This is a genomic window from Sorangium sp. So ce302, from assembly GCF_051530145.1.
Classification (GTDB): Bacteria; Myxococcota_A; Polyangia; order Polyangiales; family Polyangiaceae; genus Sorangium; species Sorangium cellulosum_B.
Map to the genome: position 1 here is coordinate 6041810 of NZ_CP150326.1, position 25877 is coordinate 6067686.

The 25877-nt window shown below is 72.2% G+C and carries 10 protein-coding genes; 6 read left to right on the forward strand and 4 right to left on the reverse strand.

The window, feature by feature from the left end; all coding sequences use genetic code 11:
- Positions 1-289: 289 nt before the first annotated feature.
- The 4 genes from WME73_RS22905 to WME73_RS22920 all read left to right on the forward strand — a co-directional run bounded on the left by WME73_RS22905 (position 290) and on the right by WME73_RS22920 (position 15773).
- Positions 290-5512: an amino acid adenylation domain-containing protein gene (locus WME73_RS22905; RefSeq protein WP_437917052.1), complete on the forward strand. Its 5223-nt coding sequence runs from the start codon at positions 290-292 to the stop codon at positions 5510-5512.
- Entirely contained in the window at positions 5499-10928 is a 5430-nt protein-coding gene (locus WME73_RS22910; protein ID WP_437917053.1) for a type I polyketide synthase, read from the forward strand. Before WME73_RS22905 ends, WME73_RS22910 begins: the two co-directional genes overlap by 14 nt.
- Before the next feature lie 118 nt (positions 10929-11046).
- Entirely contained in the window at positions 11047-11445 is a 399-nt protein-coding gene (locus WME73_RS22915) for a YybH family protein (protein WP_148313982.1), read from the forward strand.
- Positions 11446-11582: 137 nt separating this feature from the next.
- Positions 11583-15773: an ATP-binding protein gene (locus WME73_RS22920; protein ID WP_437917054.1), complete on the forward strand. Its 4191-nt coding sequence runs from the start codon at positions 11583-11585 to the stop codon at positions 15771-15773.
- A gap of 56 nt (positions 15774-15829) precedes the next feature.
- On the opposite strand, the gene WME73_RS22925 is transcribed toward WME73_RS22920, so the two are convergent.
- Both WME73_RS22925 and WME73_RS22930 read right to left on the reverse strand, forming a co-directional pair.
- On the reverse strand, positions 15830-16246 hold the full coding sequence (locus WME73_RS22925; RefSeq protein WP_061614382.1) for a nuclear transport factor 2 family protein: 417 nt from the start codon (positions 16244-16246) through the stop codon (positions 15830-15832).
- Positions 16165-16959: a hypothetical protein gene (locus WME73_RS22930; RefSeq protein ID WP_020737859.1), complete on the reverse strand. Its 795-nt coding sequence runs from the start codon at positions 16957-16959 to the stop codon at positions 16165-16167. The genes WME73_RS22925 and WME73_RS22930 overlap by 82 nt, the downstream gene beginning before the upstream one ends.
- 292 nt (positions 16960-17251) lie before the next feature.
- Here WME73_RS22930 and WME73_RS22935 point away from each other — a divergent pair, with 292 nt between their 5' ends.
- Positions 17252-17440, forward strand: a complete 189-nt coding sequence (locus tag WME73_RS22935; RefSeq protein WP_437747505.1) for a hypothetical protein — start codon at positions 17252-17254, stop codon at positions 17438-17440.
- Here WME73_RS22935 and WME73_RS22940 read toward each other — a convergent pair.
- Positions 17430-18917: a sigma 54-interacting transcriptional regulator gene (locus tag WME73_RS22940; RefSeq protein WP_437747506.1), complete on the reverse strand. Its 1488-nt coding sequence runs from the start codon at positions 18915-18917 to the stop codon at positions 17430-17432. The genes WME73_RS22935 and WME73_RS22940 overlap by 11 nt on opposite strands.
- A 265-nt stretch (positions 18918-19182) precedes the next feature.
- Here WME73_RS22940 and WME73_RS22945 point away from each other — a divergent pair, with 265 nt between their 5' ends.
- Positions 19183-20673, forward strand: coding sequence for an endo alpha-1,4 polygalactosaminidase (locus WME73_RS22945; protein WP_437917055.1), 1491 nt, complete (start codon positions 19183-19185; stop codon positions 20671-20673).
- 87 nt (positions 20674-20760) lie between these two features.
- Here the strand turns inward: WME73_RS22945 and WME73_RS22950 are convergent, their stop codons facing one another.
- Complete coding sequence (locus tag WME73_RS22950; protein ID WP_437917056.1) at positions 20761-25695, reverse strand: MG2 domain-containing protein; 4935 nt, start codon at positions 25693-25695, stop codon at positions 20761-20763.
- Positions 25696-25877 lie beyond the last annotated feature (182 nt).

Below are 25877 nucleotides of genomic sequence, written 5' to 3' on the forward strand. Positions count from 1 at the left end.
TCGGCTGCGCTGCGAATAGCCTTGGATTGTGGACCGTCACCCTGCCACGGCGTCGATGGACTCGCCCATCGAAGCGTGAGTACCAGCGTGATGCAGCATGGTATCCGTGCCGACCGCGCCCCTGAAACGTCGGGGGCGCGCCCGTGTCACCGGCTGCCGCCCTGGAGCTCACTCCGGTGCTCCTGGGACGGTTCTGAACGAGATGCGTGACGCCCTCGCGTCGCTGCTCGGGCTCGCACACGGCGGCTGATGTTCTGCCCCTGGAGAGACTCCTACCACCACACACGACATGACCTATCACGACTTCAGCTCCGAGGACGCCAGCATTCACCGCTCGTTCGAGCTCCAGGCCGGGCGCACGCCCGGCGTCGTGGCCGCATCCTTCGGCCCTGACCGGCTCACCTATCAGGAGCTGAATCGCCGCGCGAACCAGCTCGCGCACCACCTGAGGAGCCTGGGCGTCGGCCGCGACGTCCTCGTCGCGCTCTGCGCCGAGCGCTCCCTGGAGGCGCTCATCGGGCTGCTCGCGGCGCTCAAGGCCGGCGGCGCCTATGTCCCTGTCGACCCCGCGTACCCGCGGGAGCGGGTCGCCTTCATGCTCGAGGACGCCGGGGCGCCCGTCCTGCTCACCCAGGCGCGGCTGCTCCCGTCGCTGCCGCGCCACGGGGCGCGCGTGGTCCTCCTGGACGGCGATCGCGATCTGACCGCGGGCTTCAGCGGCGAGGACCCGCCGGACACCACGGGCCCCGACGACCTCGCCTACGTCATCTACACGTCGGGCTCGACCGGCAGGCCCAAGGGCACGCTGCTGACGCACCGCGGCCTCACCAACCTCACCCGCGCGCTGGCCGAGCGATTCGACGTGGCGCCGGGCTGCCGCGTGCTCCAGTTCGCGTCCCTCAGCTTCGATGCGTCGGTCTGGGAGATCGCGATGACGCTCGCCCGGGGAGGCACCCTGGTGATGGGGGCGCAGGCCGAGATGATCCCCGGGCCCGCGCTGCTCGATCGGATGCGCGCGGAGGAGGTGTCGATCGCGACCTTCCCCCCCTCCGCGCTCGCCGCCTTCCCCGAGGGCGCGGAGCGCTCGCTGCCCGCGCTCCGGACCCTCATCGTCGCCGGCGAGACCTGCCCGGCCGACCTCGCCGCGCGCTGGGCGCAGGGGCGCAGGTTCATCAACGCCTACGGTCCCACCGAGTTCACCGTGTGCGCCACGATGGCCGACGGGCTCGACCCGGTTCGGGACCCCGGCGAGCCCCTCTCCATCGGCCGGCCGATCAGGAACGCGCGCTGCTACGTGCTCGACCATGCCATGCGCCCGGTCCCGGACGGCGAGGCCGGCGAGCTCTACCTCGGTGGACCCGGGCTGGCCCGGAGCTACCTGGGACGGCCCGAGCTCACGGCGGCGCGGTTCGTCCCCGATCCGTTCAGCTCCACCCCGGAGGCCCGGCTCTACCGCACGGGGGACGTGGTGCGCCGCCTGCCCGGCGGCGATCTCGCCTTCCTCGGGCGCGTCGACCAGCAGGTGAAGATCCGCGGCCACCGCGTCGAGCTCGGCGAGGTCGAGGCCGCGCTTGGGCGCCACCCCGCCGTCCGCGCGGCGGTGGCCGTCGCCAGCGAGGGCCGCCTCGTCGCCTACGTCGTCGCGCGCCCGGACGCGCCGGACGCGCCCCCGGCCGCCCCCCGGGCCGTCGTGCCCGCGCTGCGCAGCTTCCTCCGCGAGAGCCTCCCCGAGGTCATGATCCCGTCGACGTTCGTGCTGCTCGACGCGCTGCCGCTCGGCCCCAGCGGGAAGGTGGACCGCGCGGCCCTGCCGCCGCCGGACGCCGCCCGGCCCGATCGCGGCGACGGCGAGCCCCTCGCGCCGCGCAACCAGATCGAGGCGGCGATCGCCGCGGCGTGGGCCGAGGCGCTCGGGATCGAGCACCTCGGCGTCCACGACGACGTCTTCGACCTCGGGGCGCACTCGCTGCTCGCCGCGCGGGTGCTGTCGCGGCTGCGCCGCGCGCTCGGCGTCGAGCTCTCCCTGCAGAGCCTGTGCGACGCCCCCACGGTCGCCGCGCTGGCCGAGCTCGTGGAGTCGCTCCCCCGGCCGAAGCAGCGCCCGGCCGCCGCGGCCATCCGGCCTGCGCCGCGCGACCGGCCCATCCCCCTCTCGCACGGGCAGCGGCAGATCTGGCTCCACGCCTCGCTCCACCCGGGCGCGCTGTTCTACAACGAGCCGTTCTCCCTGCGCCTCCGCGGGCCCCTCGACGTCCCGGTCCTGGGGCGCGCCCTCGACGAGTTCCTCAGGCGCCACGAGATCCTGAGGAGCGTCGTCGCGGTCGTCGGCGGCGAGCCCGTGCAGCAGATCCTGCCCCCGGCGCCGCTCGATCTGCCGGTCGTCGAGCTGACCGCGCTGCCGGCCGAGGCGCGGTGGGGGCGCGCCGTCGCGCTCGCCACAGACGAGGCCCGGCGCCCGTTCGATCTCGCCCGCGGCCCGCTGCTCCGGGCCACGCTGGTCCGGCTCGACGAGGCCGACCACGTGCTGTTCGTGGTGGTGCACCACATCCTGATGGATGGAGTCTCCATCTTCGACGCGCTCCCGAGGGAGCTCCACGCGCTCTACCAGGCGTTCGCCGCGGGCAGGCCGTCGCCGCTGCCCGAGCGCGCGATCCACTACGCCGATTACGCGGTCTGGCAGCGGGAGCAGCAGCTGAGCGGCGCCCTCCAGCCGCAGCTCGATTACTGGAGGCGACAGCTCGCCGACCTGCCCACCCTGGAGCTGCCGACCGACAGGCCGCGCCCGGCCGCCCCGAGCCTCGCGGGGGCCCGCCACTGCGTCGCCCTGTCGCGGGAGCTCACGCTCCGGCTGAAGGCGCTGGCCAGGGAGCAGGGCGTCACGCTCTTCGTGGTCCTGCTCTCGGCCTTCAAGGCGATGCTCTACCGGTACGCGCGGCAGGACGAGGTCGTCGTGGGCACGTCCGCGTCGTGCCGCCACCCGCCGGAGACCGAGGACCTCCTCGGCTTCTTCCTGAACACGCTCGTGCTGCGCACCGACCTGCGCGGCGACCCGACGTTCCGGCAGCTGCTCGGGCGCGTGCGGGCGGTGAGCCAGGCCGCGCTCTCGCACCAGGACGTGCCGTTCGCCAGCGTCGTGCAGGCGCTCCAGCCGAAGCGGGTCCCCGGCCAGAACCCGCTGTTCCAGGTCGCCTTCGTGCTGGAGCCGCCCGTGCCGGCGCTCGATCCGGGCTGGACCCTGAGCCAGCTCGACGTGGACACGGGCGCGTCCAAGTTCGACCTGATGCTGGAGCTCGACGAGCGCGAGGACGGCATCATCGGGCGCATCGAGTACAGCACCGCGCTGTTCGACGCCCGCACCATCGAGCGGATGGCGGGCCACTACGAGGCCCTGCTCGAGGGCGCGTCGCGCGACGTCGATCTGCGCCTCTCGGCGCTGCCGCTGCTCACGCCCGAGGAGCGGAGCGCGCTCCGCGCGTGGGGCACCGCCCCGGCCGGCCCCGGGTCGGACGCGTGCATTCACCGCCTCTTCGAGGCCCAGGTCGAGCGCTCTCCCGAGGCCGTCGCGGTCGTCTTCGACGACGGCGCGGGCAACGTCACGTCGCTCACCTACCGGGAGCTGAACCGGCGGGCCAACCAGCTCGCGCACACCCTGCTCGGCCTCCGCGCGCCGGGGGCGCCGGGGCCCGGGGCCGCGCCCGGCCCCGACGAGGGGGCCCTCGCGCGCACCGACGAGGGCGCCCTCGCGCCCGAAGACCGCGTGGCCGTGTGCATGTACCGGTCGATCGAGATGATCGTCGCGCTCCTCGGCGTGCTGAAGGCGGGCCTCGCCTTCGTGCCCCTGGATCCGACCTACCCCACCGAGCGCCTCGCGTTCATGCTGGAGCAGGCCCGGGTCCGCGTGATGCTCACCCAGGTGCGCGTCGGCGCGGTGCTGCCGGGGTGCCGCGCGCGCGTCCTCTGCCTGGACGCGGATCCCGAGGAGATCGGCCGGGCGCGCGACGACAACCCGACGGAGCTGGCGACGCCGGACCAACTCGCCTATGTCATGTACACGTCGGGCTCCACCGGCCGGCCCAAGGGCGTGGCCGTGCCGCACCGGGGCGTGGCCCGGCTCGTCAAGGGCACGACGTACGCGCGCTTCGCGCCGGACGAGGTCTTCCTGCAGCTCGCGTCGATCTCCTTCGACACGTCGCAGTTCGAGATCTGGGGCGCGCTCCTCAACGGCGGCCGGCTGGTCGTCATGCCCCCCGCGCCCGCGTCGCTCGACGACCTGGATCGCGTGATCCGGCAGCACGGGGTGACCACGGTGTGGCTCACCGCCGGCGTCTTCCACCTCCTCGTGGACGAGCGGATCACGGCGCTGCGCGGCCTGCGCCAGATCGTGGCCGGGGGGGACGTCCTGTCCCCGCAGCACGTCAACCGGGTCCTCGCCGAGCTCCCGGGGTGCCGGATGATCAACGGCTACGGGCCCACGGAGGCCGCGACGTTCGCCTGCTGCGCCGCGGTGGAGCGCCCGGTCGGCCACACGGTGCCCATCGGAAGCCCGATCCCCGGCACGAGGGTGCACGTGCTCGACCGGGATCTCAACGAGGTCCCGGCCGGCGTCCCCGGGGAGCTCTGCATCGGCGGAGAGGGCCTCGCGCGCGGCTACCTCGATCTGCCGGAGCTCACCGCGGAGCGGTTCATCCACGATCCCATCGGCGGCGAGCCGGGAGGGCGGCTGTACCGGACCGGCGATCGCGTCCGCCTGATGCCGGACGGGCAGCTCGAGTTCCTCGGCCGCATGGATCAGCAGGTCAAGGTCCGCGGTTACCGGATCGAGCTCGGCGAGATCGAGGTGGTCCTCGGCGAGCACCCGGCCGTGCGCGAGGTGGTCGTGGTGGCGCAGCCGGCGCGCTCGGGCGACCGGCGCCTCGTGGCGTACGTCGTCCCGCACGGCGGCAGGGCCGCAGCGCCGCCCGCGCAAGCCGGGGCCCGCGCGCGCCCGTTCATGGCGGATCCGACCGGCGGGCTCGAGCGTGCGATCCGCGATCACGCGCAGCGGCGGCTGCCCGACTACATGCACCCCTCGGCCATCGTGCTGCTCGACGCGCTGCCCCTCACGGGCAACGGCAAGGTGGACCGCCGCGCCCTGCCGGCCCCCGTCGAGCTCCGCCCCGAGAGCGCGCCCATGGTGGCGCCGCGGAGCTCGCTCGAGGAGCGGCTCACCGCGATATGGCAGGACGTCCTCGGCATCGAGCGCGTGAGCGTGCAGGACAACTTCTTCGATCTGGGCGGCCACTCGCTGCTCCTGATGCGCCTCCACGAGCGCGTCCGGGAGTCGTTCGGCAGCGATCTCTCCATCGTCGATCTGTTCGCGCGCCCGACGGTCACCGATCTCGCCGCGTTCCTCGCGAGCGGCAGCGGCGGCGGGAGCGACCTCTCGGAGGCCGACGCCCGGGCGCTGAAGCAGCGAGAGATCCTGAAACGAAAGAAGCAGGCAGCCAAGAGCAGACAGAATGGATCCGCTTGATCAACCCGTCCCGGAGGACCAAATCGCGATCATCGGGATGGCCGGCCGCTTCCCGGGCGCGAGGAGCGTCGACGCCTTCTGGCAGAACCTGCGCGATGGGGTCGAGTCGATCGCGGCGCTCTCGGATCAGGATCTCGCCGCGGCGGGCGTGCCCCCGGAGGTGGCCTCGGACCCGAGCTACGTCCGCGCGCGGGCCGTGCTCGACGAGGTGGAGTGGTTCGACGCGGCCTTCTTCGGGATGACCCCGCGAGAGGCCGAGATCCTGGATCCGCAGCACCGCATCTTCCTGGAGTGCGCGTGGGAGGCGCTCGAGCACGCCGGGTACAACCCCGAGGCGTTCAAGGGGACCATCGGCGTCTACGCGGGCGCGAGCGGCCACGACACGTATTTCCTGAGCAACCTTTACCCGAACCACGAGCTCAGGAAGGCGATGGACTATCAAGTCTACGTCGCCAACGACAAGGACTTCCTGCCCACGCGGACCTCGTACAAGCTGAACCTCCGCGGGCCGAGCGTCGCGGTCCAGACCGCCTGTTCCACCTCGCTCGTGGCCGTCCACATGGCCTGCCAGGCGCTGCTCACCTACCAGTGCGACATGGCGCTGGCCGGCGGCGTGGCCATCAACGTCCCCACGCGGTCGGGTTACCTGTACCGGCACGGCATGATCCTCTCGCCCGACGGGCGCTGCCGCGCGTTCGACGCCGAGGCGCAGGGGACGGTGGTCGGCAACGGCGCGGGCGTCATCGTGCTGCGCCGGCTCGAGGACGCCCTCGACAGCGGCGATCACATCGAGGCGGTGATCCGGGGCTCGGCCGTCAACAACGACGGCTCGGGCAAGATCGGGTTCACCGCGCCGGGCGTGGAGGGGCAGGCGCAGGTCATCGCGCAGGCCCTGGCGATGGCGAACACCGATCCCGAGACGATCAGCTACGTGGAGGCCCACGGCACCGGCACGCGCCTCGGGGATCCCATCGAGGTCGCGGCGCTCACCCGGGCGTTCCGCGCCCGGTCCCGCGGCCAGCGCAAGGGCTGGTGCGCGCTCGGCTCGGTCAAGCCGAACGTCGGGCACCTCGACGTCGCCGCCGGCATCACCGGCGTGATCAAGGTCGTGCAGGCGCTCCGCCACCGGCAGATCCCGGCCAGCCTGCACTTCAAGACGCCGAACCCGGAGATCGACTTCGCGAACAGCCCGTTCTACGTCAACGCGGCGCTCGCGGACTGGGAGCCCGGCGACGGGCCCCGCCGCGCCGGCGTGAGCTCGTTCGGCATCGGCGGCACCAACGCCCACGCCATCCTCGAGGAGGCGCCCCACGCGGCGGCGGCGCCCGGCGGGCGGTCCTGGCAGCTCCTCCTGCTCTCCGCCCGCACGAGGACCGCGCTCGACACGATCACCGAGAACCTCGTCGGGTACCTCAAGGCGCACCCGGACGTCAGCCTGCCGGACGTCGCGTTCACGCTCCAGGTCGGCCGCAAGACGTTCCCGCACCGGCGCATGCTCGTCTGCAACGACGCAGACGAGGCGGTGAGCCTGCTGTCGACGCTCGGGGAGCGGCGGGTCCTCGCGCACGTCGAGGAGGCCATCGATCGCCCGGTCGTCCTCATGTTCCCGGGGCAGGGCACGCAGTACGCCGGCATGGCGCGGGAGCTGTACGAGCGGGAGCCCACGTTCTGCGCCGGCGTCGATCTCTGCGCGGCCATGCTCCAGCCCGAGCTCGGGTTCGATCTCCGCGAGGTGATCTACCCGCCCCCGGGGCGGGAGGCGGCGGCCGCGGAGCTGCTCAAGCAGACGCGCTTCGCCCAGCCCGCGCTCTTCGTGATCGAGTACGCGCTCGCCACGCTCTGGATGGAGTGGGGCATCCGGCCCGCGGCGATGATCGGCCACAGCCTCGGCGAGTACGTCGCGGCCTGCCTCGCGGGCGTCTTCTCGCTGGAGGACGCGCTGAAGATCGTCGCCCGGCGGGGCAAGCTGATGCAGGAGATGCCGCCGGGCGCGATGCTCGCGGTCCCGCTGCCCGAGGCCGAGGTGCAGCCGCTGCTCGACGAGGGGGGCGGCGCGCTCTCGCTCGCGGCCGTCAACGGGCCGGCCGCCTGCGTCGTGGCCGGGCCCGAGGACGCCGTCGAGGCGCTCTCCGACCGGCTCTTCGCCGAGCGCGAGCTGGAGTGCACGCGCCTCCAGACGTCGCACGCGTTCCACTCCCGGATGATGGAGCCGATGCTCGCGTCGTTCACCGCGATCGTGGCCCGCGCGCGCCCGAGCGCCCCGAAGATCCCGATCGCGTCGAACGTCACCGGCACCTGGCTGTCCGCGGCCGACGCGCAGGACCCCGGGTACTGGGCGAGGCACGTGCGCGAGCCGGTGCGCTTCATGGCGGGGCTCGGCGAGGTGCTCGCCGATCCGACGCGCGCCCTGCTCGAGGTCGGCCCGGGCCGGGTGCTCGCGACCCTGGCCAAGCAGCACCCCGCGCGGGGCGCCCGCCGGGTGATGCTCTCGTCGATCCGGCACGTCCACCACCGCCAGTCCGACATCGGGTTCCTGCTGGAGACGCTGGGCCAGCTCTGGCTCTCCGGCGTCCGCGTCGACTGGTCGGGCTTCTACACCCACGAGCCCCGCCGGCGCGTGCCCCTGCCGACCTACCCGTTCGAGCGGAAGCGGTACTGGATCGACCCGCCCTCGAGCGCCGCGCGCCGGCCGGCGCGCAGCGCGCCGGAGCCGGCCGGCCTGATCCACCTCCTGGCCTGGAAGCGCTCGGTGCTGTCGGGGTCGATGAAGGCGTCGGCCCGGCCGGCCAGGGCGCAGTGCTGCGTCGTCTTCGCCGACAGCTACGGGCTGGGCGCCCGGATGGAGATGCGGCTCCGCCGGGACGGCTACAAGGTCATCACCGTGCGGCCGGGCGAGGGCTTCGCCGAGACGGGCGAGGGCGAGTTCACCGTCGCCCCCGCGAGCCGCGCGGACCACGCGTCCCTCTTCGGCGCGCTGCGCGCGGCGGGCGTGTCCCCCTCGCGCATCATGTTCCTGTGGGGCGTGACCAAGCCCGCGCGCGCGCCGCTCGACGCCGGCCGCCTCGCGGAGGCCCAGCGGCTCGGGTTCGCCAGCCTCGTCGCGCTGGCCCAGGGGATCGGCGACGCGGGGATTCGCGACGAGGTGCGGCTCGGCGTCGTGACGAGCCACATGCAGAAGGTGACCGACGCGGCCGTGCTCTGCCCCGAGAAGGCCACGCTGCTCGGCCCGTGCGAGGCCATCCCCAGGGCGTACCCGAACGTCTCGTGCATCAGCGTCGACATCGACCTGCCGGAGCCGCGGACGCTGCAGGAGGCGAGGCTCATCGACCAGCTCCTCGCCGAGGTCACGCTGGAGCAGACCGAGCCCGTCATCGCCTACCGGAACGGGGAGCGCTGGGTCCGGATCTTCGAGCCCGCGCGCATGGACCGCGCCGAGGGCCTGCCGCCGCGCCTCCGGGAGGGCGGCGTCTACCTGATCGCCGGCGGGCTCGGGGCCGTCGGCTCCGCCCTCGCGGAGCACCTCGCGAAGGTCGCGCGCGCGAAGCTCGTGCTCGCGGGCCGGACGGCGCTCCCGCCCCGGGAGGCCTGGGACGGCCTCGCCGGCGCGGGCGCCTTCGACGCGCTACGCCGCAAGATCGGCGCGGTGCTCGAGATGGAGCGGCTGGGCGCCGAGGTGCTGCTCGTGACGGCCGACGTCACGCGGCTCGACGACATGCAGCGCGCGGTGGCCGAGGGGCTCCAGCGCTTCGGGCGGATCGACGGCGTGATCCACGCGGCGGGCGCCCGCCGCGCCGTGCCCCTCCAGCGCATGACGCGCGAGGAGGGCGAGGCGCTCCTCGCCCCGAAGCTCGACGGCGCGCTCGTCCTCGACGAGTCGCTCCGGGGCCTCCGGCCCGATTTCGTCGCGCTGTGCGCCGCGCGGACCGCGGGCGCCCGCGGGGCGGGCCTCGCGGGCCAGTGCGCCGCGACCGCCTTCCTCGGCGCCTTCGCGCAGCGGCGGGCCGCCGGTGACGGCCCGCTCACGATCGCGATCGAGTGGGACCCGTGGCAGCGGCAGGACGCCTCGCGCGGCAAGGATCCCGAGCCCGCGGCCGACTCGAGCGAGGGCGGCGCGGCCGCCGCGGAGGAGGGGATCTCGCGCGACGAGGCGCTCGACGCCTGGATGCGCGTCCTCACGAGCCCCACGCCCCACGTCCTGGTCCTGAAGCGGGAAGCGCAGGCTAAGCAGCGCCCCTCGGCCAGCTCGATCGCGCCGCCCTCGCGGGACGTCGAGTCCGAGGGCATCCCGAGATCGGTCCACCCGCGGCCCGACCTCGGCACGGCCTACGTGGCGCCGCGCGATCCGCTGGAGCGCGCCGTCGCCGAGACGTGGGAGAAGCTGTTCGGCATCGAGCGGATCGGCGTCCACGACGACTTCTTCGCGCTCGGCGGCGACTCGCTGCTCGCCGTCCAGCTCATCTCCCGGCTGCGCAGCGTCGTGAACATGGATCTCCCCGGCCACAGCCTGCTCAACGCGCCGACCGTGGCGGCCCTGGCCGAGCTCATCGCGCAGTCCGACTCGCCCTCATCCACCTCGCTGTCGAGGCGCTCTCCCGCGCGCCTCTTGCCCGCGTCGCTCGTGCGGATCAAGCCCGGCACCGAGCGGCCGCTCTTCCTGATGCACCCGGTCGGAGGGCACGTTTACTTCTACCACGATCTCGCCACCTGCCTGGACCCGGCGCAGCCCGTGTACGGGCTGCAGGCGCAGGGCATCGAAGGCAAGGCGCCGCCCTTGACCCGCGTCGAGGAGATGGCCGCGCGCTACCTCGAGGCGGTACGGCGGCACATCCAGCCGGAGGGCCCCTACGTGCTCGGCGGGTCGTCCTTCGGCGGGGTCGTCGCCTTCGAGATGGCGCACCAGCTCATCTCCGGGGGCGAGCGCGTCGCGCTTCTCATGATGATCGACACGCCCGCGCCCTCGGCGGTGTTCCCCGAGGATCTCGACACCCCCGAGCGCCTCGCCTACCTGATCAGCGGCGATGCGAGTCTCCCCGTCCCCGCGGAGGAGATCCGGCACCTCTCCCCGGACGAGCAGCTGCTCCACGTGCTCCAGCGCAAGAAGGGTGTCTCCCGGATGTTCCCGAAGCTGGCGCTCCAGGAGCTCGCCACGTTCCGCAAGATCGTCACCGCCAACCTGCAGGCGATGCTGCGCTATGTCCCCCGCCCCTACCCGGGTGACGTGCTCTTCTTCGAGGCGAGCGAGCGCGACGCCATGACCGTGAACAACCCGGCGCGGGGATGGCTCGATTTGATCCAGGGCCAGCTCACTGTCCACGAGGTCCCTGGCAATCACATCACCATGAATTTGCCGCCGAACGTGCAAGTCATGGCCGATCATCTGCGCGCGGCCCTCGAGGCGGCGGGACATCAGGGCTGATGTTGACGCCCGGCCGGCGGGCTCTTTACCATGGGTGTGGAGCGGCGACGGCGACGGCGACGCCCCCGCGCGGTCGCGCGGGCTCGAGTGCGGCCAGGGCGCGCGGCGGAGGTGGAGAATGTCGAAGATCACCGCGGAGCAGGCGAGAGAGGAGCACGTCGCGCTCCTCAAGGCGTGGACGAAGGCGGTGGGGGCCGTCAAGGACTACGGCTTCCTCGATCGCCACCTGGCCGAAGGCTGGCGGTACGTCGATTACAACGGAGTGCAGCGCGGCAAGGACGAGTACCTGAAGCTCGTCGACAGCATGTTGACGTACACGCAGGAGCTCCGGCAGTGCGACGTGCGTATCGTCGGCGGGGACGTCGCTATCGTGAGCGGCGTCTACCGCTCGCGCGCCGAGCTCAAGGGCGGTGTCAAGCTCGATAACACCATCGCCTTCACCGCGGTCTGGGAGCTCAAGGGCGGTGAATGGAAAGCCCTCGTGCACCACACGACGAGGATCCCTGACGCGTCGTGATCGACGTCCGCGCCGAGCGGGTCGAAGCGCTCCGGCGGCCGGCGCCTCGCCGGCGAGGCCGGAGGAAACGTTGACAGGGATCCTGCTTCGAGTACCGTACACTCAGGATCGTCCTATCGACGATCACCAGGGCTCTCATGGATCTTCGCCGGTTCCTCACGCACGCGGTGCAGATCGCATCTGCGCTGTCGAAACTTCATAAGTCAGGCACCCTTCACCTGGACATCCGCCCCGCGAACCTCTCCGTGCACCCGGAGAGCGGGGAGGTGTCGCTCGACGGTGGGCTGGCCGTGGTGCGCGGCGATCTCGGCCTCTCCGACGAGACGAAGATCAACCCGGAGTCGCTGCCCTACATCGCGCCGGAGCGGACGGGCCGCGTCGACTGGCCGATCGACGAGCGCGCCGATTTCTACTCGCTCGGCGTCACGCTGTACGAGCTGCTCTCCGGCAAGCTGCCGCTCGACGCCGAGGACGCGCCCGCGTGGGCGCACGCCCACATCGCGAGGGCCCCTGTGCCGCTCGCGGAGCTGGTGCATGACGTGCCCCGGATCGTCTCCGAGATCGTGATGAAGCTCCTCGCGAAGTCTCCGGAGGAGCGTTATCAGACCGCCCGCGGGCTCTGGTCGGATCTCCTCATGTGCCAGACCGAGCTGGAGGAGCTCGGGATGATCGACTCGTTCCCGCTCGGGACGGCCGACATCCCGGACCGGCTGCAGCTCCCGACGAAGATCTACGGCAGGAGGCGCGAGCGCGCGATCCTGCTCGAGGCGTTCGAGCGTGTGGTCGCCACGGGCACGGCCGAGCTCGTGCTCGTCGCCGGGTACTCGGGCGTCGGGAAGACCTCGCTCGTGAAGGAGGTGCAGGCGCCCATCGTCCGCGAGCGCGGGGCGTTCATCTCCGGGAAGTTCGATCAGCTCCAGCGCGACATCCCCTACCGCACGATCGCCCAGGCGTTCGGGGAGCTCGTCCGGCAGATCCTGACGGAGAGCCCGCAGTCGCTCGCGGGGTGGAAGCACCGGTTGAGCGACGCGTTCGGCGAGGAGGGGCGGGTCATCATCGACATCATCCCGCAGCTCTCGCTGATCCTCGGCGAGCAGCCGCCGGTGCCGCCGCTCACGCCGAACGAGGCGCGCAGCCGCTTCGTCCGCGTGTTCCATGCGTTCCTCGGCGTGGTCGCGCGCAAGCGGCACCCGCTCGTGCTGTTCGTGGACGACCTGCAGTGGGCAGATCCCGCCAGCCTGAGGCTCATCCGCGACGTCGTCGCGGCGCCCGAGAAGCGGCACCTGCTCGTGATCGGGGCGTACCGCGACAACGAGGTGACCCCGTCGCACCCGCTCATGGAGGTGCTCCGGCAGATCCACGCCACGGGCGCGCGCGTCTCGACGCTCAGCCTCGACCCGCTCCCGCACGAGAACGTCCTCGAGCTCGTCATGGACACCTTCCGCTGCGAGGACGAGCTGGGGGCTCAGCTCACCAGGCTCCTCGTCCAGAGGACTGGCGGCAACCCGTTCTTCGTGGGCCAGTTCCTGACGGAGCTCTATCGCCAGAAGCTGGTCTGGGTCGATCCCATGAGCGCCGTCTGGTGCTGGAACATCGAGGCCATCGCCGCGCAGAACCTGACCGACAACGTCGTCGACCTGGTGCTGGGCCGCCTCAGGCGGCTGGACGGCGAGACGCAGCGGGTCCTCTCCCTCGCCGCGTGCCTCGGCGCCCGCTTCGACGCCGAGGTCCTCTCGGCCATGTACGGCGAGTCGACCGAGACGACGCACGCCGCCATCTCCCCGGCCATCCGCGAGGGGCTCGTGGCGCGCCGAGGCAGCACGTACAAGTTCCTCCACGACCGCGTGCAGCAGGCCGCGTACCTGCTCATCCGCGAGGGCAACCACGCCTCGACGCATCTGCGCATCGGGCGCCTGCTGCTCGTCCAGACGCCGGAGGAGGCGCTGGAGGACCGGCTGTTCGAGATCACGAACCAGCTGAACATCGGCGCCTCCTTCATCACCGATCCGGGCGAGCGGCGCAGGACGGCCGAGCTGAACCTCCGCGCCGGCAGGAAGGCGAGGGCCTCCGGGGCCTACGGCTCCGCGGTGGCCTACTTCGCCGCGGGCTGCGCGCTGATCGGGGAGGACGACTGGGCGGGAGCCGACGATCTGCTCGCCTTCGCGCTGCACCTCGATCTCGCCGAGAGCGCGTGCGTGAACGGGGAGTTCGATCGGTCCATCGACCTCTGCTCGGTGCTCCTCGAGCGCGCGCGCACGCAGCTCGACAAGGCGGCGGCCTACCGCGTCCTGATGCAGAACCACATGGCCCGGTCCGAGCACGACGCGTGCATCGGCGTCGGGCTGGAGTGCCTCGCGCTGCTCGGCATCAAGCTCGGGAGGCAGCCGGCCGACGAGGAGGTTGTCGCGGAGATCACGGCGCTGCGCGACGCGCTCCGCGATCGCACGGCCGACGAGATCCTCGGCCAGCCAAGGATGACGGCGCCGCCGATGCTCGCGGCGATGGGCGTGATGGCCGTGATGTACGCCTCGACCTTCTACACCGATCCGAACCTCAACGACCTCCTGGTCTGCCAGATGGTCCGGCTCAGCCTGCTCCACGGCAACGCGGAGCCGACCGGCATCGGGTACACGTGCCTCGGCAAGGCGCTCTGCCAGAAGCTCGGCGCGTACCAGGACGGCGACCGGATCGGCAGGGTGGGCTACGAGCTGACCGAGAAGATGAACGCGCTCGTCTACAAGCCCGAGGTGGCCAACCTCTATGGCTGTCTGATCTCGGTCTGGACGCGCCACATCGACACCGGGATCGCCTGCCAGCGCGTGAGCATCCAGGCCGCGAACGAGGTCGGGAACCTGACGTGGGGGAGCTTCAGCAACATCCAGCTCACCCTGAACGTGATCGTGCGGGGCGACCCGATCGAGGAGGCGTACAAGGGCGCGGTGAGCGCGCTCGACTACGCGACGAAGGCGAAGATCACGTTCGCCGCGGACGCCGTGACGAGCATGCTGCGCCTGGTCCAGGCGATGAGGGGCGCCACGCGCCACCTCGGCACGATGAGCGCGGACGACTTCGACGAGCAGGCGTTCGAGGACCGCCTCGAGAAGGAGAGCTTCCCGAGCGTGCGGCTCGTCCATTACGTGATGAAGACCGCGCAGCACCTCCTGGCCTCCAACCCCGACGAGGCGGCCCTGGCCGCGGAGAAGGCGGAGCGCAACATCTCGGGGGGCAACGGGATGTTGTTCTCGGCCGAGTACCACTACTTCGGCGCCCTCGCCCGGGCGGCCCGCTTCTCCGGGGCCCCGGCCGAGGAGCAGGCCGGGCTCCGGCGGTCGCTCGCCGGCCACGAGGAGCAGCTGCGCGTCTGGGCCGAGAGTTGCCCCGACAACTTCGCCGGCAAACACGCGCTCGTAGCGGCGGAGCGCGCGCGCGTCGACGGCAGGCACGACGAGGCCGCGGCGCTCTACGATAAGGCGATCGTGGCCTTCCGCGAGTCCCGGTTCATCCACCAGGAGGCGCTCGCGAGCGAGCTCGCCGCCCGGTTCTACCTGGATCGCGGCTACAGCGGCCTGCCGGGGCTCTACCTGCGGGAGGCGGTGGCGTCGTACTCGCGCTGGGGCGCGAGCGAGAAGGTGAGGCAGCTCGAGCAGCGGCATGCGCTCGTCCTGAACCAGGAGCAGCGCCGCGCGACGAGCAGCGGCGTCATGACGATGGCGGCGGAGGCCATCGACGCGCAGACCGCGGTGAAGGTCTCGCGGTCGCTCTCGAGCGACATGACGCCGAAGGAGATGATGGAGTCGCTCATGCGGCTCGTCGTCGAGCACGAGGGGGCGGAGCGGTGCTGTCTCCTGCTCACCGGGGACGGCCTGCGGCTCGCCGCCGAGGCCGTGGTGGACCGCGACGGCATCAGCATCCGCGTGTACGAGCGGAGCACGGCGCCGCTCGCGACCCGCGTCCCGGCGTCGATCGTCAACTATGTCGAGCGGACGCGGGAGCGGGTGGTGCTCAGCGACGTCGGGGCGAGCGGCGCCTTCGCCGGGGACGAGTACCTCGTGCGCGAGCGGCCGAAGTCGGTGCTGTGCATGCCGCTCATGAAGAACCCCGGCGAGGTGGGCGGCCTCCTCTACCTGGAGAACCGGCTGGTCCACGGCGCGTTCATCCTGCGCCGGCTGCCGCTCCTCGAGTTCCTGGCCGCGCTGTCGCTGCAGAACACCGTGCTCCGCGGCGAGCTGGAGCAGGAGGCGCTGAAGGTCCAGCGGACCGAGGAGGCGCTGCGCCGGAGCGAGAGGGCGCTCCGGGATCTGGCGGAGTCGAGCGACGTCCCCACGTGAGGCGCGGGCCGCGCCGCCGCACCGGCGTGGTGTGGCGGCGCGGCGTTCAGGCGCTCTCAGGCGCTCTCGAGCACGTGGCCCACGCTGTCGAGGAACGGCCTGTCCGACACGGAGAGGTGGAGCTGCACGAACCGCCAGTGATCCCCGTGGCGCTCCACCGTGCAGGTCAGTCGGAGCGCGGGCAGGTCGAAGCGCACGCCGCCCATGGTGGCGTGGATACCGAAGCCGGCCGTCCCGGCGCAGGCGGCCGCTCCCCCGGCCAGCAGACGCACCTGGACATCGCCGGTGATCCTGCACACGAGGTCCTTCAGGATCTCGCTCTGCCGCCGGAACGAGGCCTCGATCTCGGCCCAGCGCGTGAAGTGCAGCTTGTCGTGTGTGCCGTAGAAGATCAGGGCATCGTCACGTACGAACATGTCGCATAACGCGTCCACGTCGCCTCGCTCGAAGGCGCGCGCGAACTCGACGAGCATCTGGCGAACCGAATCTTCTGGACTTGCCGGCTTTCTCTCCGAGGACTCCATGCGCTCCGCTGCTCCCGTACCGATCCGAGCCTGATCTCGGCCGAGCATACAGCACCCCGGAGGCGACGCGCGACGCCCTGCGCGCGAAAGCGCTCGGAGCCCGGGCGGCTGCGCGCGACAAGGGTCGTCGCGGTCACGAACACGTAACACCACACGACCCCGACCAGCGCCAGCCGACCAGGTGCCCCCTCGAACCCCGGAACCCAGCTGACCAGAAACCCCACGAGCAGGAACAGCAGCCCCACGCCCTGCAGCTGCGCGATCGACATCCGCTTCAGGAGGGCGCCGACCGAGAGCGAGGGCAGGTACATGCTCAGGAGGTGCACCTGGATCACCCAGCTCGCCTGCTGGACCGAGCGCTGCTCGACGCCGCACATCTGGAGCGGCGTCGGCACCATGAGGAGGCTCATCACCAGGAAGGCGCCCGCGCCCATGGCCACCATGGGCCAGTACAGCGCGCGGGCGCGCGCGTCCGGCGCGGCGGAGGCCTCGGCGGCGCGCGCCTCCTGCGGCCCGTACGCCGCGAACGAGAGCGCCGCCATGAGCTGGAGCGCCGCGAGCATCAGCAGGGCAGCGGGCATGTACCTGGACGTCCGCCCCTCCAGCAGGCCGAAGAGCGAGATGCCGGGGACGATGCCAGCGGCGCTGGCGAGCTGGATCATGGTCAGCAGGCCCGGCGCCCTTGCTGCTCGGCTGCCCCTCGAGGATCGCGAAGCGATACTGCTGCACGAACGCGCCTTGCAGACCGACGCCGCAGACCGCCGCGCAGAACAGCGGGAGATCGGCGCGCTCCACCGCGACCGCCGCGACCGCCGCGTTGGGCCACGGCCGAGCCCCGCTCGGCGGAAAGACAGACGGAAAGTGTTGGAAATGCCGAGCTATCTTCCGGCCCCTTCTCGCTGTCGCAGAAATCCCTGGCGGGATTTCTGACACGCGGAACCAGGCAGCCCGCGCATGAGCCGGACGATCCACGTCGCCATCACCCGGCGTGTCCGGAAGGAGCACGCCGAGGCGTTCGAGCGAGACCTGGCCGAGTTCGCGCGCCGGCTCGCGACCGGCGACTCCACCAGCAGCCCCCCTCGCCGAAGCGCGCCGGCTCCCGGGCGCGGCGCCCATGCGCGCTCCCCGCGGCTCATCGCCTGATGTCGTACTTGTCCAGCTTGTAGAGCAGCGCGCGCCGCGAGATGCCGAGCCGCTTCGCCGCGCGCGTCTGGTTGTTCCCCTCGGCGGCGAGGGCGTCTTCGATGCTCCGCTTCTCCAGCTCGGCGAGGCGCGCCGGCATCGTCCCGTCGGCGGACGGCGGGGGCGCCCCCGTGCTCGCCGGGGGTGCGCCCGCGCCCGCGCTCGCGGGGGGCGCGGCGCCCTCGGCGCCCTCCGCCACGGAGGCCGGAAGGTGCTCGACCTCGATGACGCCGCCCTCGGCCAGCACGACGGCGTGCTCCACCGCGTTGCGCAGCTCGCGCAGGTTGCCGGGCCACGCGTGCGCCTCGAGCGCCTGCATCGCCGCGGGCGCGAAGCGCGGCGCCCGCTCCCCCATGCGCCCGGCGACCTGCTGCGCGAAGCGGTGCGCGAGCAGCGCGATCTCGGCGCGCCGCTCGCGCAGCGGCGGGACGCGGAGGACGAACGTGCTGATGCGATAGTAGAGATCCTGCCGGAACCTCCCGGCCGCCACCTCGGCCTGGAGGTCCCTGTGCGTCGCGCACACGACGCGCACGTCGAGCTCGATCTCCTGCGTGCCGCCGATCCGGGCCACGCGCCGGCTCTCGAGCACGCGCAGCAGCTTGGCCTGCATGGCGAGGGGCAGCTCGCCGATCTCGTCGAGCAGCAGCGTCCCGCCCTGCGCCGCCTCGAAGTAGCCGATCTTGCGGCGATCCGCCCCGGTGAAGGCGGCCTTCTCGTGCCCGAAGAGCTCGCTCTCGAGCAGCGCCTCGGGCAGCGCCGCGCAGCTGAGCCTCACGAACGGGCCCCCGGCGCGCGGGCTGGCGCGGTGGAGCTGCTCGGAGACCACCTCTTTCCCCGAACCCGTCTCGCCGAGCACGAGCACCGTCGTCTGCGCGCGCGCGAGGCGCTGCACCACCTGGAAGACCTTCACCATGGCCTCGTCCGCGACGACGAACCCGGCGCCGGCGCCGGAGGGCGGGCCCTCCAGCGCCTCCGGCGCGGCCCCCGGCGGCGCCGCCTCGACGGGCGCCGGCGCCGCGATCGCGACGACGATCTCGGCCGGGCCGATGCGGATCACGTCGCCGCCGGCGAGGGCCCGCTCCGCCCCGCGCACGACGGCGCCGTTCACCGACGTGCCATTGCGGCTCCCGAGGTCGACGAGCGCGACGGTCTGGCCCCGCCGCGCGACGCGCGCATGGTTGCGCGAGACGCGGGCGTCGTCGACGCAGACCGTGGACTCCGGCGCGCGGCCGACCGCGACCACATCACCATCGGTGAGATCGATCACCCGCGCCGCGCCATCACCGGCGCGGACGATCAGGGAGGCCTGCCCCTGAGGCGTCCGCTCGCTGGGCGGGCTCTCCGCGGCGTCGAGCTCGGTCGCGACCTCGGCCGCGGTAGGCGACGGCTCCGCGCTCGGCGGAGAAGCTGCCTGTCGACGAGGGTCTCGCTCCGCCATGCCGTTCGAGGGTTGCGCAAGTGTACGACGCTTGCGCAACCCTCGGCAACGGCAGCGCGCGCCGCCGCGCGGAAGACGCGGAACGCGCGCTGGTCCCCGCCTTGCAGTGCCTCTGCGGCGCGCACGGACCAGCGCCTCTCTGGCGCGCGGAGACGCTGCGGGAGCCGCGATCGCCGGGAGCCATCGCGGGGACCGGAGCGCCTGGAGGCGCGTCGCGCCGACGTGCGCCTGGCTTCACGAACGACCAACACGACAGGAGACGAGCATGACTTATCCCATTCGACCGGCGTCCTCTCTCGCGATCTGCGGCGCCCTGCGCCATGCCCTCGTGAGCCTGGCCGCGACGCTCGCCGCCGTCGGGTGCGGCGCGGATCCGGGCTCCGACGCGGAGATCGCCTCGGCGGCGAGCGGCGACGCGGTCACCGGCGCCCTCACGATGACCTGCTCCAGGCTGACGGTGAGCCGGGGCAGCATCGGCGCCGGACAGACGGCCGCCGCGCTCGCGACGGCGGATCTCACGGGCGAGCAGGACGTGTGGAAGAAGTACGTGGAGTTCGCGCCCGGCACCAGCGCGACGTGCGAGTACGCGCTCCCCTCGGGCACCTCGGCGGCGCGGCTCGCGTCCCTCGCGCTGGGCGTGAATTACCGCGGCCCCGCGAGATCGGCCATGCGCTGGACCTTCGAGGCGTGGGACGCGGCCGCCCGCGCCTGGGTCCCTGTCGGCGACAACACGTTCGCGCGCAACTGGTCCTGGACGAGCGCGAGCCTGAGCCTGCCGGGATCGCTCGGGCGGTTCGTGGCGGGCGGTACCCTCAAGATCCGGTACGCGACGAGCAGCTCCGCCGACAGCTCGATGCTCGACAAGCTCGTCCTCACGGGCACGACCAGCGACGGCTCCAATGGCGCCGGCGGCACCGGCGGCACCGGCGGCACCGGCGGCGCTGGCGGCACCGGCGGCACCGGCGGCTCCACCGGCACCGGCGGCTCAGGCGCCGGAGGCTCCACCGGCACCGGCGGCTCCACCGGTACCGGCGGCTCCACCGGCACTGGCGTCTGGGTCCCCGCGCCGGGGACGACGTGGCAATGGCAGCTCACGGGCACCATCGACACCAGCCTCGATGTCGCCATGTACGATATCGATCTCTTCGACGCCCCGCAGGCGAAGATCGACACGCTGCGCGCGGCCGGGAAGAAGGTGATCTGCTACTTCAGCGCAGGGAGCAGCGAGGACTGGCGCGACGACGCGTCGAAGTTCCCCGCCGCGGCGCTCGGCAACCCGCTCGACGGCTGGCCGGGCGAGCGGTGGCTCGACACCCGCAACGCCGGCGTGCGCGACGTCATGAAGGCTCGGCTGGATCTGGCGGTGCAGAGGCGCTGCGACGGCGTGGAGCCCGACAACGTCGACGGCTACACCAACAGCCCCGGCTTCCCGCTGACGGCGGCGACGCAGCTCGATTACAACCGCTTCCTCGCCGCCGAGGCGCACGCGCGTGGGCTGTCCATCGGGCTGAAGAACGACCTCGATCAGGTGAAAGACCTGGTGGGGAGCTTCGACTGGGCCCTGAACGAGGAGTGCCACGAATACGACGAGTGCGACATGCTCACCCCGTTCATCCGCGCCGGCAAGGCGGTGTTCCACGCGGAGTACGTCGACGCCTCGAAGGCGAACGCCGTCTGCGCCGCCACGAAGCCGCTCGGGCTCTCGACCTTGATCAAGAAGCTCGACCTCGACGCCTGGCGCGTCGCCTGCCCCTGATCCACGCGCCAGCGCCCCGCCAGCGCCCCGCCGGCGCAGGGGCGCTGGCCGCGCATCCGCGGTCAGCGCCCTCGCCCGCTCGGCCCTTCACTCCCCCGCCACCTCGAAGGTCTGCGCTCCGGAGAAGCTCTGCTGTTCCGGCTGGTAGTACGGGTGCGCCTCGGCGCCGCCGTCCTCCGCCCTGACAGGCATGGTCGCTTGCAGCCGGTAAGCGAAGGTGGCCGCGCGGCCCGCAGGGATCTCCTTCACATAGAGGATCAGCTGCTTGCCCGTGATCTCGAACTTCGAGAGCTGGCCCGCCAAGATGTACTCCTGGAGATCCTCGGTCAGGAGCTGGAAGCCGGGCGGCAGCCCCACGGTCACGAGGACCATGCTCTGCACCGAGTCCGTCTTGTTCTGGACGCTCAGCGACGCCGTCACGATGTCGTCCACGTACAGCTGAGTCTTGTCGTACGTCACGCTGACCACGAGCGGGCCTCCCGCGTCGTTCGGGACCGCGCTCCACGGCAGGTTGTGGCGGCTCACCAGGTTGTAGCTGAGCTTCCCCTCCCCCGAGAACGAGAGCGTGACGTCGTGCGCGCCCGCGGTCGCGAGGTGCGTGAGATCGACCGTCGTCATGACGTCGGCCTGGTCCGCGCGCAGGGGGACCGTGCCCGCCGCCGCGCCGTCGACCGCGACGGTCACCGTCCCCGTGGCGCCCTCCGTCCCCTTGCTCGCGGCGAGGAGCAGCGTGCGCAGGCTCCAGATCGTCGCCTGGGTGGAGCCGAAGTTGCCGTTCGGGTCCTTCGACTGGGTCAGGAACTTCACGCCGCCGTCGGCGCTCGGCCGGTGGGCGCCCGCGGAGAGCAGCGCGTGGGCCGCGAGCGCGGTGGTCGTGACCCTGGCGTCGTTCCCGGACTCGTAGAACGAGGTCTGCGTGCCGCCGTCATCCCAGTAAAATGCGTCTCCTTCCGCGGTCTTGCGCTGGTCCAGCGCGTCGAGCACGCTGTCGGTCAGCGCGCCGGAGGGATCGGCCACGGCGAGCGCGTTGGCCGCGATCGCCAGCGTGTACAGGTCGTCGGTCGCCGGCTTCAGCGAGCGGCCCAGGTAGGCGAGCCCCGTCCCGATCTCGGGCCCCGTGTACCCCGCGCTCGCGAGCGCCCAGAGCACGAAGGCGCTGTTGCGGAGCGTGCCCGTGTGGAAGCTGAAGAACTCGGTCTGGTCGCCTTCCCACGTGCCGTCCGCCTTCTGCTGCCCGGCGAGCCAGTTGACGGTCCGGGCGAGCATCGCCTCGTCCACGGTGTGGACCTTGATCATGTCGGCGAACTCCATGACGCCGAACGCGGTGACCGACAGGTACGGATGCCCGTCCTGCTCGCCGAACCACGAGAAGCCGCCGCCCGAGTGCTCGAACGTGAGCAATCGCTGGTACCCGGCCGAGATCAGCGACTCGGCCTTCATCTGGATCTCCGGGGTGATCTGGCCTGTCTGCTTCATGTACTGCGTGACGAGCACGTTGGGCCAGGTCGTCGAGGTGGTCTGCTCGAAGCAGCCATTCGGGACCTGGAGCATGCTGTCCATGCCGCTCACGACCTGCGACAGGAACGCGGGGTAGATCTCGAGATAGAGCTGGTTCGAGCCGGGGACAGCGTCCGCGGGGAACGACAGCGCGTGTTCGGCGCTGCCCGACGCGAGCATGCCAGACTCGCTCTCCGCGAAGGGCTTCCCGTCCGGGACCACGCGCACGGTGCGGGCCACGGCGTCGGCGCCCGCGCTGCCCCGCGCGGTGACGGTGAGCGAGTTGACGCCCACCGTGTTCACCTTCACCGGGAACCGGACGCCGCGCACCTCGCCCGCCGCGAGGGACACCGTCGTCGACGTCGCGCCGAGCGGCGTGTACCAGCTCCCCGGATCGAGGCTGAGATCGACCGTCTGCGGCGTCTCCAGGTAGTTGTAGACGGCGATCGGGAACTCGACCTCGTCACCGCGCGTGAGCGTCGCCGGGAAGCTCACGTCGACGAAGAAGTCCTGGAACACCTTGAAGCCGCTCTGGATGCCGCCGAGCTTGCCGTCCGTGGAGTTCGCCAGCGCCGAGAGCCGCCACTCGGTGATGCTGTCCGCGAGCGGGATGCTCAGGGTGGCCGTGCCGTCGGGGCTCGTGATCACGCTCGGGTTGACGTAGAGGGTCTCCGGGAACTCGCGCCGGACGCGCGGCCCGCCCCCGTTGTCGCCGCCGGGCTCCGCGGTGGGATCCCCGGCCGAGCCGCCGCCCGCGCCGGTCCCTCCGGTCGCGGCGCCGTTGGCCCAGCCGCCGTCCGCGTCGGGGATGCCCCCTTCATTCCACTCTTGCGGGGGCACCGGGATCCCGAGATCGCCGAACGTGAACGCGAACGTCGCGTCGTCCTGGCTCTGCGCCACCTCGTCGGGCCCCGACGATTGCAGCGTGAGCCCGCTCCAGCTGGAGGCCACCCGGTACGCGTTGCCCCACACGTCGAAGCCGCGCAGGCGCTCGGCGACCCGGCTCCCGAGCAGCTCGACGTACACGCCCTGCCCGTTGCAGCTGAACTGGGTGCTGTCGCAGCCGAGCGCCTTCAGCTCCTGCGCGGCGGCCGCGGTCGCGTCCGCGAGCCAGGGCTTCAGCACGCCCTTCTGGCGCTCGTTGAACTGAGCGAGCTCCTCCGGCACCTTCGCCAGCACGGCGGGCCACGTGCGCGCCTGGAGGCCGGTGAGCGACGTGCCCGCGAGCGCGGCGAGCGAGGCCTGGGTCTTCACCTGCGCGGCCTCGGCCTGCTCGGGGTCCTCGCTCGCGGTCGCGTTGAACAGCAGGTCCTGGAGGTTCGCCGCGGGGCCGTGGATCTCGTAGCTCGGCTTCGCGAACTCGTCCTCCAGCTCGAAGTAGGTGCGGAGCAGCCCGGGCTGGGCGTCGACCAGCGCGAAGACGGCCTGATCGACCACCTGGACGCCGAGCGCGGCGACCTTCGGGTTCCCCGCGTCGTCCTTGACCGACAGCCGCAGCGTCGCCGTCTCCCCCGGCGCATACAGGGGCTTGTCGGCCTCGACCTCGACGCTCAGCGCGGAGTCGCCCCGCGCGAACACGGTGCGGCCGGAGCGGACCAGATTGCCATCGTCGTCGACCAGGTAGGCCTCGACCCGGTTGCTGCCGAGCAGGCCGGCGTCGACGGGCATGCTGAAATGGGCGCGCCCGCCCTCGAGCTCGAGAGAGCGCATGTCGACGGCCTGACCGTCGTTCAGCCAGTCGACGTAGACGCTGCCGGCCTCCTCGCTGGACTCGATGGTGACCTCGACCGTCTCGCCGGTCTCGTAGACGGCCCGATCGGTGCGCACGAGCAGGTGCTCGCCGCCCGTCTGCGTGCCGAACGAGAACTTCCGCGTGACCGCCCGCTCCCCCACCGTCGCCCGCACCTCGAACGCGCCGTCCGCCGTGGCGACCGGCGGGGTGAAGCTCACCACGGCCTGGCCGAAGGCGTCGGTGCGCGCGGTGAGCTGCGTGCGGTCCGGCGCTGTGATGACCGCCTCCGTGTCGGGGAGCGGCGCCCCGAGCGGGTCGGTGACGAAGAGAAGAAGGGTGTTGGGGATCCCCGGGACGAGCTCGCGCGCCTCGGGCACGAGCACGATCGAGGCCGCGTCGGCGGCGACCTTGACCGGGATCGCCTTCGTGACCTCCTGCCCCGCCGTGTCCGCGACCGTGACGGTGAGCGTCACGGCCGCGTCGCCCTGCTCCAGCGGCAGGCCCGCGAGGCTCGGCGGAAGCGTCAGGCTGAACCCGTAATGGCCCTCGGCGTCGAGCTCGCCGACGATGCGCTGGAACGTCGTCTGACCGACGTCCAGCGACGCCGCCTCGATGGTCACGCTGCCGCCGGCGACGTTCTTGCCGAAGAAATAGCGCGCGTCGATGGTGCCGGTCAGCGTGTCGCCGGCGGTGTACCACGGCCTGTCGGTCCTCACGGCGACCTCGAACTTGGGCAGCGCGTACTGCCCCACGGTCACGACCTTCTCCGTCGTGGTCTCGCCGCTCACGAGGCGCACCTTGAACTCGCCGGTGTTCACGATGGAGCCGATCCGGAACGTCGTCGCGGCGACGCCGTAGGCGTCGGTCTCGATGGGCTTCTTGAAGATCTTGTTGCCCTTGCCGTCCTCCACCTCGAACGTGATCGCCTCGCGGACGAGCGGCGCGTTGTTCCCCCGCTCGAGCGCGAGCGCGCGCAGGTGGATCGTCTGGCCGGGCTTGTAGAGCGGCTTGTCGGTGGTGAGGAGCAGCTTCGGGCCGGGGCCCTCGACGGTGATGTTCGCGGTGAGGGCCGCGTTGACGCCGAAGCCGAGCGCCTGCGCGGAGACGGGGTGCGCGCCGAGCGCGCCGGGCTCCACCTCGAACACCGCGGCGCCGAGCGCGTCGGTCGTCCCGCGGAGCGGTCGCGCCCCCTCGCCCACCGCCAGCTCGACGTCCACGTTGGGCACCGGCTGATGGGAGAACGCGTCGGTCGCGCGCACGCGGTAGCTCGCGGTGCGCCCGCGCACCACGCGCGCAGGCCCCTCGAGCTGCACGTCGTAGGGCGGGATGACGCGCAGGAGGCTCCGCGTGACGAGCAGCCCCTCCTCCGACCCGTCGTCGACGCGGACGAGGTACCGCGCGAGGCGCGGCTGCGCGCTCACGGCCGGCGCCGGAAGGCGCGCCTCCGCGGTCGTCGCCGTCCCGCCCGCGATCTCCAGGTCGACCTCGGTCGTGCCTTGTTCCCTGTCCGCGTCGAGATCGACGAGCGTGACGCGCAGGTGGCCGCTCGTCGCGCCGGCGGTCAGGTTGCGCACCGGGATCTGGAGGCGCAGATCGCTCCCGTCGATCACGCCCAGCAGCCTCGCTTCGTCGACCTCGAGCGTGCCGTTCCGCGGTTGATCCGGGCGACCAAGCGTCGTTGGCGGGGCCTCATCGGAGGAGCACCCCGCCGCGAACGCGCTCGCCAGCGCCAGCGCGGCGAGCAGGTGGGGAGAGCTCCAGCGTCGGCGGAGAGCATCGAAGCGTACACGCATAAGTCCAAATCCTCCCGAGCGGCGCTGGCACATCCCCAGCGGCCGGCGCGTAGGCTGCATCCGCCGTACCAAGATGAACCACCGCCATCGAGCAGCAAATCCGCGGGAATAGGCGCGGACCGCGCGCGGAATATGCGCCACCTTGTGCCAAGGTTCTGGCCCATCCGCGCCTCCACCGCGTG

Bases quoted from the DNA above. Each gene is read 5' to 3' on its own strand.
- WME73_RS22905 (WP_437917052.1), top strand. From the start codon at position 290: ATGACCTATCACGACTTCAGCTCCGAGGACGCCAGCATTCACCGCTCG.
- WME73_RS22910 (WP_437917053.1), top strand. From the start codon at position 5,499: ATGGATCCGCTTGATCAACCCGTCCCGGAGGACCAAATCGCGATCATC.
- WME73_RS22915 (WP_148313982.1), top strand. From the start codon at position 11,047: ATGTCGAAGATCACCGCGGAGCAGGCGAGAGAGGAGCACGTCGCGCTC.
- WME73_RS22920 (WP_437917054.1), top strand. From the start codon at position 11,583: ATGGATCTTCGCCGGTTCCTCACGCACGCGGTGCAGATCGCATCTGCG.
- WME73_RS22925 (WP_061614382.1), bottom strand. From the start codon at position 16,246: ATGCTCGTCGAGTTCGCGCGCGCCTTCGAGCGAGGCGACGTGGACGCG.
- WME73_RS22930 (WP_020737859.1), bottom strand. From the start codon at position 16,959: ATGATCCAGCTCGCCAGCGCCGCTGGCATCGTCCCCGGCATCTCGCTC.
- WME73_RS22935 (WP_437747505.1), top strand. From the start codon at position 17,252: ATGAGCCGGACGATCCACGTCGCCATCACCCGGCGTGTCCGGAAGGAG.
- WME73_RS22940 (WP_437747506.1), bottom strand. From the start codon at position 18,917: ATGGCGGAGCGAGACCCTCGTCGACAGGCAGCTTCTCCGCCGAGCGCG.
- WME73_RS22945 (WP_437917055.1), top strand. From the start codon at position 19,183: ATGACTTATCCCATTCGACCGGCGTCCTCTCTCGCGATCTGCGGCGCC.
- WME73_RS22950 (WP_437917056.1), bottom strand. From the start codon at position 25,695: ATGCGTGTACGCTTCGATGCTCTCCGCCGACGCTGGAGCTCTCCCCAC.